Source organism: Daejeonella sp., from assembly GCF_046590655.1.
Lineage (GTDB): Bacteria > Bacteroidota > Bacteroidia > Sphingobacteriales > Sphingobacteriaceae > Daejeonella.
In genome coordinates, this window is sequence record NZ_JBKJUM010000093.1 from 1 (window position 1) to 15155 (window position 15155).

Sequence of the window (15155 nt, forward strand, 5' to 3'; positions counted from 1 at the left end):
GACCTCAGACCTCAGACCTCAGACCTCAGACCTCAGACCTCAGACCTCAGACCTCAGACCTCAGACCTCAGACCTCAGACCTCAGACCTCAGCCTTTTTCTCACTCGCTCTCCACAAGTAGTAAATAGGCACTCCGCTTAGCATGATACCTAAACCCACCCATACAAATTCCTGTTTGTAAAGGATCAGTAAGGTGCAAAATGTAATTCCCATAACTATGTATAAAGCGGGCAAAAAGGGGTATCCAAATGCCTTATAAGGCCGCTCCGCATTCGGCATTTTGGATCTTAAAATATAGATTCCGATGATAGTCAAGACATAGAAAATAACCACAACAAAAGAGATCATATCCAGCAGCTGGCCATATTTACCGCTAAGGCAGAGAATAGACGCCATTACACACTGTATCCATAAACCGAATTCTGGTACGGCATGTTTATTTAAAACTGCCGTTTTCTTAAAAAATAACCCGTCGTTCGCCATTGTATGATATACACGTGCCCCTGCGAGAATCAAACCGTTGTTACAACCAAAGGTGGACACCATGATCATCAACGCGATAATAACTGTTCCTGCGTTACCGAATATCACACCGGATGCTGCTACGGCAACTCTGTCTTTATCCGCTGTAGCTATTTCTGCAAGGGGGAGTACGGCAACATATACCAAATTAGCAAGTACATATATAATAGTGACTATCAGGGTTCCAAGAAACAAACTTAACCCTATATTCCTTTGTGGATTTTTTACTTCTCCCGCAATGAAAGTAATGTTGTTCCAGGCATCGCTGCTAAAAATAGATCCTACCATTGCCGCAGCCACTGCACCCAGAGCTGCTGCCATGGTATAGGACTGTACTGAACCATCGATGTTAAGTTTTTGCAGGCTCCACGCATTAGTCCAGTTCGCATCCCATACATCTGGCTTAAGCATAATAAAACCGAAAACTATCAAGCCAAACAAACTTACAAGTTTGGTCAAAGTGAATGTTGTCTGGATCATTTTTCCACCCTTCACCCCTTTCGTATTGATATAAGTTAATAAAATAATAGTGCCTATAGCCAAAACCTGCGCCGGCGATATAACAAGGGACCCAATATTAAAGAGCACAAGATCTTCACTGACTCCTGGAATAAGATAAGCCGTGAATTTTGAAAACGCAACTCCGACGGCAGCTATCGTACCCGTTTGGATCACTGCAAAGAAACTCCAGCCATATAGAAATCCAATCAGAGGGTTATAAGCTTCTTTAAGATAGACATATTGCCCCCCTGCTTTGGGAAACATTGCGCTAAGCTCGCCATAGCTAACAGCGGCAATTAAAGTCATCAGTCCTGTGATAAGCCAAACTGCAATCAACCACCCTGACGATCCAACATTTCTTGTGATATCGGCTGCAACTATAAAAATCCCTGACCCGATCATACTTCCTGCTACAATTAACGTTGCATCAAGCAAACCGAGCTCGCGTTTCATTTCTGTTGGTTCTAAAGTTTCCTTCATTTCTTATATTTGGTTTTGCTATTTAAGGATTAAACTTACGTTAAAAATTGCCTCAAAATCAATAAAATTATCTAAACACTTATCTCTCATCAAAGGGTCAGAAAAAACAACCTGGAAGGTAAAATGATTACTTTACACAAATGACTCATTATCAGCAGCTAACACAGTTAGTAAAAAAGAATATCGCTGAATATCAAAACATTATAGTCCCTTATGTTTGAATAATAGAATAAGCCTGCTATTTTTGCGGTCACTTTAAAAAAATAACCAATCTAACCAAGATTTATACATGGAGTTTTTACAAGAAAATTTAATCTACTTAATACCTCTTTTAGGAGTTGTAGGTATAGTTATTATGGCAATAAAATCTGCCTGGGTAACAAAGCAAGATGCGGGTGACGAAAATATGCAGCGTCTGGCAGGCTACATTGCTGATGGGGCAATGGCATTTCTAAAAGCTGAATGGAAAGTCCTGGGATATTTTTCAGCGATTGCCGCAATTTTACTTGCTTATTCGGGTACTCTTGTTGAAAGCTCAAGCTGGGTTATAGCTGTCTCATTCCTTATAGGCGCATTTACTTCTGCTCTTGCAGGCTACATTGGTATGAATATAGCCACAAAAGCAAATGTCCGCACTACCCAGGCTGCGAGAACAAGTTTAGCCAAGGCTTTACAGGTTTCATTTACTGCAGGCAGTGTAATGGGAATAGGCGTTGCGGGACTTGCTGTATTAGGACTCGGAAGCTTATTCATCGTTTTTTATCAGATGTATGTTGTTAGTGTCGGTGCAAATGTAAACGGCGTTGAGATGACAAAAGCCCTTGAAGTTCTGGCTGGATTCTCTCTTGGTGCTGAATCAATTGCTTTGTTTGCGCGCGTGGGTGGTGGTATCTATACAAAAGCAGCCGATGTAGGTGCAGACCTTGTAGGTAAAGTTGAAGCGGGGATTCCTGAAGATGATGTGCGTAATCCAGCTACTATTGCTGATAACGTGGGTGATAATGTGGGTGATGTAGCAGGAATGGGTGCCGACCTTTTCGGATCGTATGTCGCAACAATTCTTGCTACAATGATTCTAGGACAAGAAATAGTATCGAACGATCTTTTTGGAGGTATCGCACCAGTGTTGCTTCCTATGCTAATTGCAGGCATGGGTTTGATCCTCTCTATCGTAGCATGTTCCTTCGTAAAAATTAAAAAAGAAACTGACAGTGTTCAGAATGCTTTAAATATGGGCAATTGGTCGTCAATTGTATTGACGGCAATCGTTTCGTTTTTCGCTGTTCAATGGATGCTACCTGAAACATTGGAGATTCGCGGTTTTGAGTTTTCCAAAATGGATGTTTTTTATGCCATTATTGTGGGCTTAGTCGTGGGAGCACTAATGAGTATTATAACAGAATATTATACGGCTATGGGTAAACGGCCGGTGATGAGCATTATCCGTCAATCGTCAACCGGACATGCAACTAATATTATAGCAGGTTTGTCGGTAGGTATGGAATCAACTGTATTGCCAATTCTCGTACTGGCTGCCGGTATATACGGATCATTTTACTTCGCTGGCTTCTATGGTGTTGCGATTGCTGCAGCGGGAATGATGGCTACTACTGCAATGCAATTATCAATCGATGCGTTCGGACCAATTGCAGATAATGCTGGAGGAATTGCTGAAATGAGCGGATTACCTCCGGAGGTTAGAGAGCGTACCGATAATCTTGATGCGGTGGGAAACACTACTGCGGCGACTGGGAAAGGTTTTGCAATCGCTTCTGCAGCTCTTACTTCTTTAGCCTTATTTGCAGCCTTCGTTGGCGTTGCGGGAATTAATGCGATTGATATTTATAAAGCGGACGTACTTGCAGGATTGTTTGTTGGGGGTATGATACCTTTTATTTTCTCTTCCTTGTGCATATCTGCAGTTGGCCGGGCTGCTATGGACATGGTGAATGAAGTACGTCGTCAGTTTCGTGAGATTCCAGGGATTATGGAATACAAAGCCACACCAGAGTATGATAAGTGCGTAGCAATCTCAACCGAGGCATCAATTCGTGAAATGATGCTGCCAGGAGCAATTGCATTAATCGTTCCGATCATAATTGGTTTCTCTTTTGGTGCTGAAGTGCTTGGTGGTTTATTAGCGGGAGTAACAGTTTCTGGGGTTTTGATGGGTATGTTCCAATCCAATGCCGGAGGAGCCTGGGATAATGCCAAGAAATCTTTTGAAAAAGGAGTTGAAATTGATGGAGAAATGTATTACAAAAAATCTGAGCCTCACAAAGCTTCTGTTACCGGAGATACTGTTGGTGATCCTTTTAAGGACACTTCAGGCCCATCTATGAATATTCTGATTAAATTAATGTCTATCGTATCGTTGATTATAGCTCCTCACCTCTCAGCGGGAACTTCACATATTGATGGCAAGATGGAAGTGATAAGGGATATTAAAACCATTAGGGTTGACTCTCTTGGCAATACAACTGTTGATACAATATCGAACAAATTAGATACTATCAACAGATAGTTTTCAGCATACTAAAAAAGGGAGCTTCTTCGGATGGTCCCTTTTTCCATAACGTAATTCTAGTATCAAAAAGAGAGAGAATTTAACGGGCGGTGACTAACTGATTTTCGTCAAACAAATGCTTTCGGTAGTTTCATAATCCAAAAAAAATAATTACGTTTGAAATTAGTTAAAATGATAAAAACATATACAAAACCTTACTAAACCAATTGTATGTTCCACAAAAAATCCATCGAACAGTTAATGTTCGAATCAGCTCAAACAGGTGAAGGCACTTTAAAACGATCGCTAACCAGCGTTAATCTTGTCGCACTTGGTATTGGAGCTATTATAGGCGCAGGTTTATTCTCCTTAACCGGGATTGCGGCAGCAGAGAATGCAGGTCCGGCAGTAACCATCTCTTTTGCCCTGGCTGCTTTCGCCTGTGCTTTTGCAGGGTTATGTTATGCTGAGTTTGCTTCCATGATACCAGTTGCCGGAAGTGCTTACACCTATTCTTACGCTACTATGGGCGAATTTATGGCCTGGATCATTGGATGGGATCTGGTTTTGGAATATGCCTTAGGGGCGGCTACCGTAGCAGTCAGCTGGTCCCGGTACCTTCTAGAACTACTCAATAAATATAATATCGACCTTCCCCACGAATTCATTGTTTCGCCCTGGGAAACAATGAAATTAGGTGATGGAACCGTTATTGAAGGAGGAATTATCAACCTCCCCGCGATTTTTATCGTTTGTGTATTATCGCTTATTCTTATTCGTGGCACCCAGGAATCTGCAACTATGAACAACTTCCTTGTGGTACTTAAAGTTGCTGTAGTTCTGATGTTTATCATTCTAGGATGGAGCCATATAAACCCTGATAATTACGTTCCTTACATTCCTGAAAATACCGGGAAATTTGAGAATTTCGGCTGGAGTGGGATCTCCACAGGTGCCGCCGTAGTGTTTTTTGCCTTTATAGGTTTTGATGCTGTTTCTACAGCTGCTCAGGAGGCTAAAAATCCGCAAAGAGGTATGCCAATTGGGATTCTGGGATCTCTGATAGTTTGTACTATACTATACGTGTTATTTGCGCATGTGATGACAGGCTTAGTTAACTACAAAGATTTTGCGGGTGACGCAAAACCAGCTGCCACAGCCTTTGCTATGACGGGTTATAGCTTCCTGCAGGATGCTCTGATCATTGCAATTCTTGCAGGTTACACTTCAGTTATCCTGGTGATGCTTATGGGCCAATCCCGCGTTTTCTACACTATGGCTAAAGACGGATTATTACCTAAGTTTTTTGCTGCTGTACACCCGAAGTTCCGTACTCCGTGGAAAACTAACTTATTTTTCCTGGTATTTGTAAGTCTCTTCGCTGGGTTAGTGCCAGTTTCTGATTTGGGCCATATGGTGAGTATCGGCACCCTGTTCGCATTTGTTCTGGTTTGTATCGGAATTTTGGTACTGCGGAAATCCTTACCAGACGCAGTTCGTCCGTTCCGGACCCCACTAGTTCCCTTCGTTCCAATAATGGGTGTTTTAGTATGTGTATATCTGATGTACTCGCTGCCGGCTGAGAGCTGGGTACGATTGTTTATCTGGATGGCTATGGGTGTTGTTGTATATTTTAGCTATGGTAGGAAATACAGCAAAATACGTGAGATCAGAGATGGCAAGATCATTGAAAAAGATAGAGAATAATTGTACATAGCATAAGTTGAAAGGTTCCGGACTCATCCGGAACCTTTTTGCTTTCGGGGATACATTGCGTAAACAAGACAGTAAACCTTAACAGGCAGAAAATGGATAGTTTCTCTTTCAGCTATAACCAAATCTTATCGGTCACAATGATATTATTTGCGATCATTGATATACTTGGGTCCATTCCTATATTAATAACATTGCGGAATAAAGCAGGCCACCTACAGTCGGGAAAGGCATCTATCGTTGCTTTGCTTATCATGATCTTGTTTTTATTTGCAGGTGAAGAACTACTGCGTATTATCGGGCTCGACGTATCATCATTTGCAATTGCTGGCTCAATTGTGATCTTCATTATCGCAATGGAGATGATATTGGGTATAAACCTTTTCAAGGAAGAAGTTTCCGAAAGCGTGTCTATTGTGCCGCTTGCATTTCCTTTAATTGCGGGGTCTGGAACGTTAACCACTCTCTTATCCCTAAAATCAGAATATGCAACGCAAAACATCATTGTGGGTATCGCAGTAAATATGTTATTTGTATACATTGTACTCAAAAATACCATTCGGCTTGAGAAGCTCCTTGGAAAAACAGGTGTGAGCATTTTAAGAAAAGCTTTTGGAATTATTCTTCTTGCAATTGCGGTAAAATTATTCAGGAATAATACAGGCTTATAATTACTGAGTTATGGTCGAATCAGGATACTGCAGGTTTTATAAGGCGTGCGACAAACATGGTGTCGGCCTTGTTTTCGTATCCCCGTAAAATTTCTTGACCCTCCAGTTGCAGGCCATGTTCAGATATCAGATGCCGAACAACATCTTCATTTTCTTCTTTAAACACGGAGCAGGTAATATAGATCAGCGCTTTGCCTGGCTTTAAATATTTGATTACGTTAGATGCTATTGTTTTTTGAAGGTTTTGAAATCCCTGTATTTTGTAGTCAAGAAATTGGCTTATCATTTCCGGTGTTCTTCCCCATGTCCCGGATCCGCTGCAGGGAGCGTCAAGTATGATACCGTCAAACTGGTAATGATGAAGTACATAGTCCGGGTTTTTCGTAAGATCGAGGACTTTCTTTTGATAGGTGCGCAAACCAGCATTGATAAATCGCTCGTCCAGATTGTCCAGCACACTTTCGCGAATATCAGATACAACCAGCTTTATATCCGGTTGTTCAGAAAATAGCAAAAGTGATTTCCCTCCTGATGCAGCACAAGCATCCCACCAATGTTCATACCGGTTTGGCTTAAAATATTTAAGAGTTTGCTGGGATGAAAGGTCTTGAACTTCATAGGGTTTGGCTGGGAACTCCTCATCAGGAAAGATGTTATTTAAGTTCGTCCCATTCGGCAAAGCAAGGGTATATTGTTGTATCTGTCTGAATGGAATGGCAGTCTCAGCAATGGCAGAAACGACTAAATCTATTTTATCCGGATGTATACGTATATAAAGATCGGGCTGAATAAAAAAAGATTTGAAGAATTGAAATTGATTAATTCCTTTAGAAAGATGGCCAAAAGGAAAAACTTCAGCCAATTTAAAGCCATAATCCTTGATCAAAAAGGCAATTTTGTCCTCCAGCGGCAAATCAATATTCTGGTTTAAATCCGGACGAAAATGCTGGAGAAAAGGATTATCGACTCCGGTACATAAGAATTCTGCAATAAATAATCGCTCCTCGATCGATTTGTCTGAAAAAGCTTTTCCAATCCTATAGTAATTGTATAACAGCCTCGATGCAGAACGGCGATCATTGGATCCCATCTGCTTGTTTCTTTTAAAGAATTCAGGAAGAAACTTACTTAGTGGCCTGTCTTCTGTAAAACTTCCTAAAACACGCAAGAAGATTCTGAGCTGCTGTTCCGACCTCATTTTATTGGCTGTAATTCTAAAGCCCGATAAATCAACATCATTAGTTCAGTATTTGTATAGCCAGTAGTTGGATCTTTTGAGAAACGAAAATCGTTATGCAGGCCATTATAGGTCTCAGTTGTAAGATGGCTCGCATAATCTTTGCCGTACTTTTTCAGCAGGCCTCCTAAAAAATAACCGACATCAAAACCTTTAAAGGAAAATTCAGAGGGCTCGAAGCCATACTCATTCCTGTATCTGGCTACAAAATATCTAACGTTACTTTCTTTATAATCAACGAAATAAGAAGAGCTAAACTTCGTTTTAAGAGCTTGCATTTTAAATCCATCAAGAAAAGTTGCTTTTATCCAGTTCGGATGCCCGAAAAGCTCGATTTTGTATTTTTCGACCAACAACTGATGAAGCTTATCGATTATGGGTATCAAGAACGTTCGTTCGGAAGATGCGAGAATCACCAGGTTGTTTTTCGAATTGCTAAGATATGTTTGCAATCCTATCGCATTGGGTCGCTCGATGACTTTAAATTTGTCTTTCGAAAGTTCCCTCAGGAATTTTCTTACAGGAGCAGAAAATTTCTCATCATCCCATTTCTTTGTATTCACAAGTACAATATTTACTGCCTCCGGCTTGTAATTGCGATTTATGAAATCAGCTATTTTCCAGCCATGCTGGTCGACGGTGTTATTGACAGTAATAAGGTTGGGGTTTTTGAACTGTGCCGGCATTGATGCAGCAAGCGGGGAAACTATTAGTTTTGAAGCATTCTTTTCAAAAAACTCAGAGAATGTACTTATTGCATCTGGAAATACGGGACCTACTATCAGATCATTTTCTTTCACAGATGCTGCTCGTGCCAGATTAACAATACGTGCCTCCTGGTCCTGGGTATCCAATACCTGAAGCTTATAGTTGTGACCAGCGCTTGAAAGCGAGTCAAGAGCAAGCTTGAATCCCTGGTAAAAGTCTACTGCTAAGTCCGCTTTGCCGATTTCCTTTAAACCAGCGGTTTTGAGATTAATTGTATTAAGCTCAAAAGGTAGTAAGAGCCCAATGGAATTATAAACATCCTTCTTCAAAGGAGGTGGATCCTCTGCTTTTCGGCTGACAGGTGGAACTTTTACAACATCAGGTTTGGTTGCAACAATTCTTCTGGAACATCCTGCGATCAAAACCACCAGGCATAAAATCAGGAAATATTTACTCCCACTCGATAGTTGCCGGCGGTTTGGAACTAATATCATAAACAACTCTGTTAATTCCTTTAACATTATTAATTATTTCATTTGAAATTCGTGCAAGAAGCTCATACGGAAGGTGGCTCCAATCAGCAGTCATCCCGTCTACAGAACTAACTGCTCTTAAACAAATAACGTGCTCATAAGTTCTTTCGTCTCCCATAACTCCCACTGATTGAACGGGTAAAAATATTGCACCAGCTTGCCATACTTTATCATACCATCCTGAACTTTTGAGATTACTGATATAAATGGCATCAGCCTCCTGAAGTATAGCGACTTTTTCGGGAGTTATGTCATCCAAAATACGAATAGCAAGCCCGGGTCCTGGAAAAGGATGTCTTCCTAACAAACCTGCATCCATTCCCAGAGTTTTTCCAACTCTTCGTACCTCGTCTTTAAAAAGTGTTTTCAAAGGCTCCACAACCTTCAATTTCATAAAGTCGGGAAGGCCTCCGACATTGTGATGTGACTTGATAGTGGCCGACGGTCCTTTTACAGAAACTGACTCAATTACATCAGGATATATAGTACCCTGGCCTAACCATTTGACATCCTGAACCGCATGTGCGGCGTCGTCAAAAACGTCGATAAACACTCTTCCAATGGCTTTACGTTTCAGCTCAGGATCGCGTAAGCCCGCTAACTGACCTAAAAATCTATCACCGGCTCTTACGCCACGAACATTGAGACCCATATGCTGATACGAGTCCAGCACCTGCTCAAATTCTCCTTTACGAAGCAGTCCGTTATCTACAAAAATACAATGCAAATTCTTGCCAATCGCCTGATGTAATAGTACCGCCGCAACGGAGGAATCTACGCCGCCCGATAAACCCAATATTACTTTGTCCTCGCCAAGTTGAGCTTTAAGCGATGCAACTGTACTTTCTATAAAAGCGTCCGGTGTCCAATCCTGGCTGCAATTACAAATATCGACAAGAAAGTTTTCTAAAAGCTGTTTCCCGTCTGTGCTGTGTGTAACCTCCGGATGAAATTGAATTCCATAAACCTTAGTACCCATTATATGAAATGCTGCAACCTTTACGGAATCAGTGCTGGCAATGATTTCGAAGTTATCGGGTATTGAGGCGATGGTGTCAGCATGTGACATCCAGGTTTGAGATCCCGCGGCAATATTTTTAAAGAGCGGATGGGTATGATCGATAAACTCGAGGTTAGCTCGTCCGTACTCACGCGTAGACGATGGTTTCACTTCACCCCCTAACCTTTGTGCAATATATTGTGCCCCGTAACACACTCCCAAAATCGGGTAATTGTCTTGAAGTCTTACAAAGTCTATTTGTGGTGCGTCTTCTTGTCTTACGGAATAAGGGCTCCCGGAAAGAATAACTCCTTTTACAGTAATATCAAAATCCGGAAGGTTGTTAAATGGATGTATTTCGCAGTAAACGTTTAGCTCTCTGACTCTCCGGGCAATAAGTTGAGTGTATTGCGACCCGAAGTCAAGAATAATGATCTTTTCTTGCATGGGCAAAGATAAATTTTTATCAGCGCATCTCCCTATATTTGGTTATCAAAATTAAAATGGAGCCTATAACTTTTCCCGTTTTCCTGGAACCTATCGATGAAAAAATGGTTCATCACCTAATCGTTGTGCCCGACGAGATTGCAAAAGGTTTTCTCAATGGCAAAGGTGCACCGCGCATATTTTGTTCCGTTAATGGTGGCCCTGAATTCCCCTGTGCATTAAATCCCAGGAATGGCAGGTATGTAATCATCGCCAGTAAGCAATTAATTAAGAAAAACAGACTCTATATTGATGTCTTATTCGAGATATCTATTCGTAATGATCCAAATAATGGACTCGGCCGTCCGGAGGAGCTTAATGAAGTACTTGATCAGGACGAGACTGCATTCCAGGCTTATAACGCACTTAATGACGGACATAAACGCGGGTACATCTATTATGTGAGCCAGGCTAAATCGGTCGACAGCCGGATCAAACGTTCGTTGGAAATAGTTGAGAAAATTAAGAAAAGTGGAATGTTGAAAGTTGACCGCGGGCAGTTGGAAGGTGAAATGTAACATAGCGTATAAGTTGTCGAAAGTATTTGGTCGCATATTTGCATAAGCCACTGTATGAGGTTTTTATTCTTTTGTTTATTTATCGTAATAACGATTGCAAGGTGCAATTTCGGTGCTCAAGAGCACTATATACCAAAAAGTTTAAAAACTAGTGACTCTACCAATGCACATAACACATCGGAAGTGAGTAATAGTTCCGACATTGATTTATTGGGAGATGCACCGCCATGGAACTATGCAGACTCACTCGACGTTCAATATATAAACCCGGGAAATACTAAAGCTGATGAACTTGTGAATTACGCTGAAACGCTTAAAGGAGTTCCATACTTATATGGCTCTATCGATCCTAATAAGGGATTTGACTGTTCAGGTTTTATTACCTATGTATTTAATCATTTCAAAATTGCTGTGCCCCGTTCTTCAGTAGGTTTCACATCTGTTGAAAGAGAAATAAGTCTCAATCAAGCAAAGAGAGGCGACATAATCCTGTTTACAGGCACGGATAGCACTAAACGGGTCGTCGGTCATATGGGAATAATAACTTCGGGTGATAATGGTGCTGAATTCATCCATTCGACGTCAGGAAAGGCTTATGGAGTGACTGTAACCCCCCTAAATAAGTACTATCAGGGAAGATTTGTAAAGGTGATAAGGATATTTAATTAGTTGTTGGTTACCTGCGTGCCGTCAGGTAGGTTGGTTGTTAAAGACTAACAGGGTTATTAAATGATCTTATAAAGTGATCCTCCTTCTTTTCCTAGTTCATCTACCTTTTTTTCAATTTCCGGGTCTTTTATAAGAAGCGGTGCATGATGAGGTTTAATGCGTGCATCAATAATTAAAGGTCCTCTGCAGCCCCAGTGTTTATTTTCGGTAAAAGACTTAATACCGTGAATGTCATGGGAAGGATTACTTCGTGTGAATGTCACCCAGACAAAATTGTTGATGGTTTCCGCCGTAAAACCTGCATCATCGCAGAGCACAATTAATGGCAGGCTTTCCAAATTTTTGAATCCTAAGGAGCTACTAATGATTTCAACCTGATTGGCGGTCTCCTGAGGATCCGAGTATTTAGGGGCCTCTACCGCGAGAATTCCTGGCATCACTAGTTTGCAGTTTTCGAACGGCCTCGGCATTGTGAAAGTACCAGGCAACTCCCTCCAGAGTTCACGTTTTTTATCTCCGGCTGCTGCAATTGCAATTTTGGATCCTGAATTAATATCTGTACCGCTGTAATCCAAAGTATCAATGGTCGTTTTGGTATAAAAGTGAAGGTCTCTGGTCAGATCTACTCTTTCGAGAATGTGCTGTAGGAAACCTGAAATATCACTCGTCTTCAATGAAGGGTTATCCTCCTTGTTGCTGATAAAAAGATACTTAGCAAGGCTAAGCTGACTTTTCCCCAGAATATGATTAGCAAGAGTCAGGATTTCCTGAGGTTTCTTTTCATCTAGATAAGGTGTATAACGTTCACTGCCGATTGCAAACAATAAGGGGTGTACACCTGCCGCGTCTACTGCATTTACTTCGTGCAAACCAGGTATCTCCTTGGGAATGGCTGAGCCCGTAATGTCATGAATTAGTGCCCCGAAGCTAGTGTCCTCCTGCGGTGGCCGACCAACGACTGTGAACGACCATATGGCATCCTTTCTATGATATACATTCCTAACTTTCATTAAAGGAAAAGGATGTTTTAAACTATAATATCCGAGGTGATCCCCAAACGGTCCCTCATCTTTATTTTGGCCTGGATCAATGGTCCCTGTAATTACGAAGTCTGCATCTGATGAAATACAGAATCCTTCGTTATCATAGAAGTACCTAAAACGTCTGTTTCCTAGAGCACCGGCAAAAGTCATTTCAGATAGTCCTTCAGGTAGCGGCATAACTGCGGCAAGCGGATGCGATGGTGGGCCACCTACAAAAATGCTTACTTTAAGTGGATTACCTTTTGCGTTTGCTTTGGTTTGATGAACTCCAATCCCGCGGTGAAGCTGATAATGAAGCCCAATCTCTTCATTCTTAATATAATCATTGCCTGCCAGCTGGATCCTGTACATTCCGAGATTTGCATTCAAAATACCCGGTTTATCTATATCTTCGGTATAAACCTGGGGCATAGTAATAAAAGGTCCGCCGTCCATTGTCCAGTTTGTGATCTGAGGAAGGTCAGAGATTCTAATTTTACCAAATTTTACAGGCGAGCGGAAACCGGTCTGCCATGGGAGTGCTGATAAGGCAGTTAAGCCAACGCCGGCATACTTGAAAGGATTTTTTAATGCTTTAATTGGGTCAGACTTAAGATCCACAAGAGTTTTGATCTTGTCCAGCGAGTCACGGAACATAAATCTCGACCGATCGAGTGTTCCGAAAAGATTTGATACAGCTGGAAATTCTGTCCCTTTAAGATTTTCAAATAGTAAAGCCGGTCCCTGGTTTTCATAAACCCGTAAATGAATAGCAGCTGCTTCAAGGTACGGATCTACCTCTTCCTTAATCCGGATCAATCGTCCGTGTTTTTCAAGGTCTGAAACGCAATGTGCAAGACTTTTGTAACCCATGTAATGTTGAAAAGATGGGCAAATTTAAGGAAATGGGGACGAAACTATGAAATTATCTGACCTCAGACATTCTACCCCAAATTTGTTAAGAAAATCTACCCCTTCATCTGATGGCAGACCTTTATATTCTGCATAAGATGCTTTGAACCACACTTTCTTTATTCCGGAAGAATATATTATTCGTGCACAAGCAATGCATGGAGATAAAGTAAGATACAGGGTAGAACCCTCAAGGGTGGAACCGTTTTTAACTGCGTATAGAATGGCATTTTCCTCGGCATGAAGGGCGAGTGAACAACTATTCTTTGAATCACGCGGACAGCCAAATTCAGGCCATTCTTCATCGCAATTATGCGTTCCGGCAGGAGGGCCATTATAACCTATAGAAATTATCCTGGTATCCTTTGTCAGAACAGCGCCGACCTGCGCTTTCACGCAGTGTGAGCGTGCAGCCAGGTCGGTTGCTAGTTTCATAAAGATCAGATCAAAGCTAGGTTTTTCTAGCATTAATGCGCTGCTTCTGTGTCCAGCTTACTTACGTCAATGCCTTGTTTTTTCAATTCTGTACTCACCTTTATTGCAAAATATGCCAGATATACAAAGCATATAACCGGAACAATATAGGAGATATGAATACCGCTTTCATCTGCAAGGAGCCCTTGTACCGGTGGGATAATAGCCCCCCCCAGAATCATCATGATCAGGAAAGCAGAGCCTTGACTGGTATACTTACCTAATCCCGCAATAGATAATGCGAAAATACATGGCCACATAATTGAACAGCACAAACCACCGCTAAGGAAAGCGTAGATAGAAACCGGTCCGGTTGTCATAAGCCCAATCACCATAGCTATTGCACCTAAAACACCAAACGTGAGCAAAGTTTTAGCTGGCTTTTCCTGACTGTAAAAGAATCCAGCGATAAGAATAACAATGCAGACTGCGTAGATATAAAACTGACTCACTTCAGTACCATTCCAATCATTTGCAAATAATATAATTCCAAAGGCAATGAAAGGAACGACAATCGTAAGGATGTTTTTTGTGCTTTTTGAGAGATTAAATGCACTAACAGCTCCCGTCCATCGGCCGATCATCATACTTCCCCAGTACAGAGAGATAAACGGAGCAATAGTGGCGTCTGTATAACCGCCAAATTCGGGCAGCTTCAGAAGTGTTCCCATATTTCCCTGGATAGTCACTTCAACACCTACATAGGTGAAAATGGCCATCATTCCCAGTATTAATTGTGGGTAACCCATAGCTCCCCAGCCAGTTTTATCTTTAGAAGCTGCTCCCAGTGTCAGGAATAAAGTCAGGACAATAATAATTAACGCTGCATAGACGAAATATGCAAGGCTTAGACCAGTCCAATCGGAAAGAGGAATACCTGCCAGTACAAGGACAAATCCGATGAAAATAACAGCGAGGGGCAAATTAGTTTTATCGCTGGATTCGATCTTTTCATCACTCGTTACCTTTGGAAGTTTGGAAACCGCAAAAAATATTGCGACTGCCAGGAACAATCCGGCGAGAACATAGTACAAAGTGTCTATCGATGTAATTTCTACAACTTTAGGAGTTACTGCTTTTGCACTGCCAAAAAGAATGATACTTACAGCGATCGGTCCCAATATACTTCCGAAATTATTTACTCCCCCTGCCAAATTCAAACGATTGGCACCTGTCACAGGAGTTCCCAAAGCCACTACAAAG

Annotated in this window: 12 protein-coding genes; 5 read left to right on the forward strand and 7 right to left on the reverse strand. The window is 41.5% G+C overall.

The features are described 5' to 3' along the window. Positions 1-81: 81 nt before the first annotated feature. Entirely contained in the window at positions 82-1503 is a 1422-nt protein-coding gene (locus tag ACLL8Z_RS08925) for an APC family permease (protein ID WP_411274428.1), read from the reverse strand. A 289-nt stretch (positions 1504-1792) separates the two neighbouring features. Between ACLL8Z_RS08925 and ACLL8Z_RS08930 the strand changes: the two genes are divergently transcribed. The 3 genes from ACLL8Z_RS08930 (at position 1793) to ACLL8Z_RS08940 (ending at position 6393) form a co-directional block, all read left to right on the forward strand. After that, on the forward strand, positions 1793-4027 hold the full coding sequence (locus ACLL8Z_RS08930) for a sodium-translocating pyrophosphatase (protein WP_411274429.1): 2235 nt from the start codon (positions 1793-1795) through the stop codon (positions 4025-4027). Positions 4028-4240: 213 nt separating this feature from the next. Next, positions 4241-5716 carry an amino acid permease gene (locus ACLL8Z_RS08935; RefSeq protein ID WP_411274430.1) on the forward strand — a complete coding sequence of 492 codons (1476 nt, stop codon included), beginning with the start codon at positions 4241-4243 and terminating at the stop codon, positions 5714-5716. 101 nt (positions 5717-5817) lie between these two features. Then, the gene (locus ACLL8Z_RS08940) at positions 5818-6393 is read left to right on the forward strand and encodes a MarC family protein (protein WP_411274431.1); all 576 of its coding nucleotides are present in this window, start codon (positions 5818-5820) and stop codon (positions 6391-6393) included. A 19-nt stretch (positions 6394-6412) separates the two neighbouring features. On the opposite strand, the gene ACLL8Z_RS08945 is transcribed toward ACLL8Z_RS08940, so the two are convergent. The 3 genes from ACLL8Z_RS08945 to guaA are packed head-to-tail and all read right to left on the reverse strand — an operon-like array spanning position 6413 to position 10318. Continuing rightward, a complete protein-coding gene (locus ACLL8Z_RS08945) occupies positions 6413-7591 on the reverse strand; it encodes an RsmB/NOP family class I SAM-dependent RNA methyltransferase (protein WP_411274432.1) in 1179 nt (392 codons plus the stop codon). Continuing rightward, complete coding sequence (locus tag ACLL8Z_RS08950; protein WP_411274433.1) at positions 7588-8832, reverse strand: ABC transporter substrate-binding protein; 1245 nt, start codon at positions 8830-8832, stop codon at positions 7588-7590. Before ACLL8Z_RS08950 ends, ACLL8Z_RS08945 begins: the two co-directional genes overlap by 4 nt. Beyond that, positions 8789-10318: a glutamine-hydrolyzing GMP synthase gene (guaA, locus tag ACLL8Z_RS08955; protein WP_411274434.1), complete on the reverse strand. Its 1530-nt coding sequence runs from the start codon at positions 10316-10318 to the stop codon at positions 8789-8791. The genes ACLL8Z_RS08950 and guaA overlap by 44 nt, the downstream gene beginning before the upstream one ends. Positions 10319-10374: 56 nt before the next feature. Here guaA and ACLL8Z_RS08960 point away from each other — a divergent pair, with 56 nt between their 5' ends. Together ACLL8Z_RS08960 and ACLL8Z_RS08965 are read left to right on the forward strand one after the other, a co-directional pair. Continuing rightward, complete coding sequence (locus tag ACLL8Z_RS08960; protein WP_411274435.1) at positions 10375-10875, forward strand: YdeI/OmpD-associated family protein; 501 nt, start codon at positions 10375-10377, stop codon at positions 10873-10875. A 183-nt stretch (positions 10876-11058) separates the two neighbouring features. Continuing rightward, a complete protein-coding gene (locus tag ACLL8Z_RS08965; RefSeq protein ID WP_411274436.1) occupies positions 11059-11544 on the forward strand; it encodes a C40 family peptidase in 486 nt (161 codons plus the stop codon). A 56-nt stretch (positions 11545-11600) separates the two neighbouring features. Here the strand turns inward: ACLL8Z_RS08965 and ACLL8Z_RS08970 are convergent, their stop codons facing one another. The 3 genes from ACLL8Z_RS08970 to ACLL8Z_RS08980 form a co-directional block, all read right to left on the reverse strand. Continuing rightward, positions 11601-13439, reverse strand: a complete 1839-nt coding sequence (locus ACLL8Z_RS08970; protein WP_411274437.1) for a UbiD family decarboxylase — start codon at positions 13437-13439, stop codon at positions 11601-11603. 24 nt (positions 13440-13463) lie between these two features. After that, positions 13464-13913, reverse strand: coding sequence for a deoxycytidylate deaminase (locus tag ACLL8Z_RS08975; RefSeq protein WP_411274438.1), 450 nt, complete (start codon positions 13911-13913; stop codon positions 13464-13466). A gap of 32 nt (positions 13914-13945) precedes the next feature. Next, positions 13946-15155: MFS transporter (locus tag ACLL8Z_RS08980; RefSeq protein WP_411274439.1), on the reverse strand; the 1210-nt coding region annotated here is incomplete at its 5' end.

Coding starts and splice junctions, on each gene's coding strand:
- ACLL8Z_RS08925 (WP_411274428.1), bottom strand. CDS start 1,503: ATGAAGGAAACTTTAGAACCAACAGAAATGAAACGCGAGCTCGGTTTG.
- ACLL8Z_RS08930 (WP_411274429.1), top strand. CDS start 1,793: ATGGAGTTTTTACAAGAAAATTTAATCTACTTAATACCTCTTTTAGGA.
- ACLL8Z_RS08935 (WP_411274430.1), top strand. CDS start 4,241: ATGTTCCACAAAAAATCCATCGAACAGTTAATGTTCGAATCAGCTCAA.
- ACLL8Z_RS08940 (WP_411274431.1), top strand. CDS start 5,818: ATGGATAGTTTCTCTTTCAGCTATAACCAAATCTTATCGGTCACAATG.
- ACLL8Z_RS08945 (WP_411274432.1), bottom strand. CDS start 7,591: ATGAGGTCGGAACAGCAGCTCAGAATCTTCTTGCGTGTTTTAGGAAGT.
- ACLL8Z_RS08950 (WP_411274433.1), bottom strand. CDS start 8,832: ATGATATTAGTTCCAAACCGCCGGCAACTATCGAGTGGGAGTAAATAT.
- guaA (WP_411274434.1), bottom strand. CDS start 10,318: ATGCAAGAAAAGATCATTATTCTTGACTTCGGGTCGCAATACACTCAA.
- ACLL8Z_RS08960 (WP_411274435.1), top strand. CDS start 10,375: ATGGAGCCTATAACTTTTCCCGTTTTCCTGGAACCTATCGATGAAAAA.
- ACLL8Z_RS08970 (WP_411274437.1), bottom strand. CDS start 13,439: ATGGGTTACAAAAGTCTTGCACATTGCGTTTCAGACCTTGAAAAACAC.
- ACLL8Z_RS08975 (WP_411274438.1), bottom strand. CDS start 13,913: ATGAAACTAGCAACCGACCTGGCTGCACGCTCACACTGCGTGAAAGCG.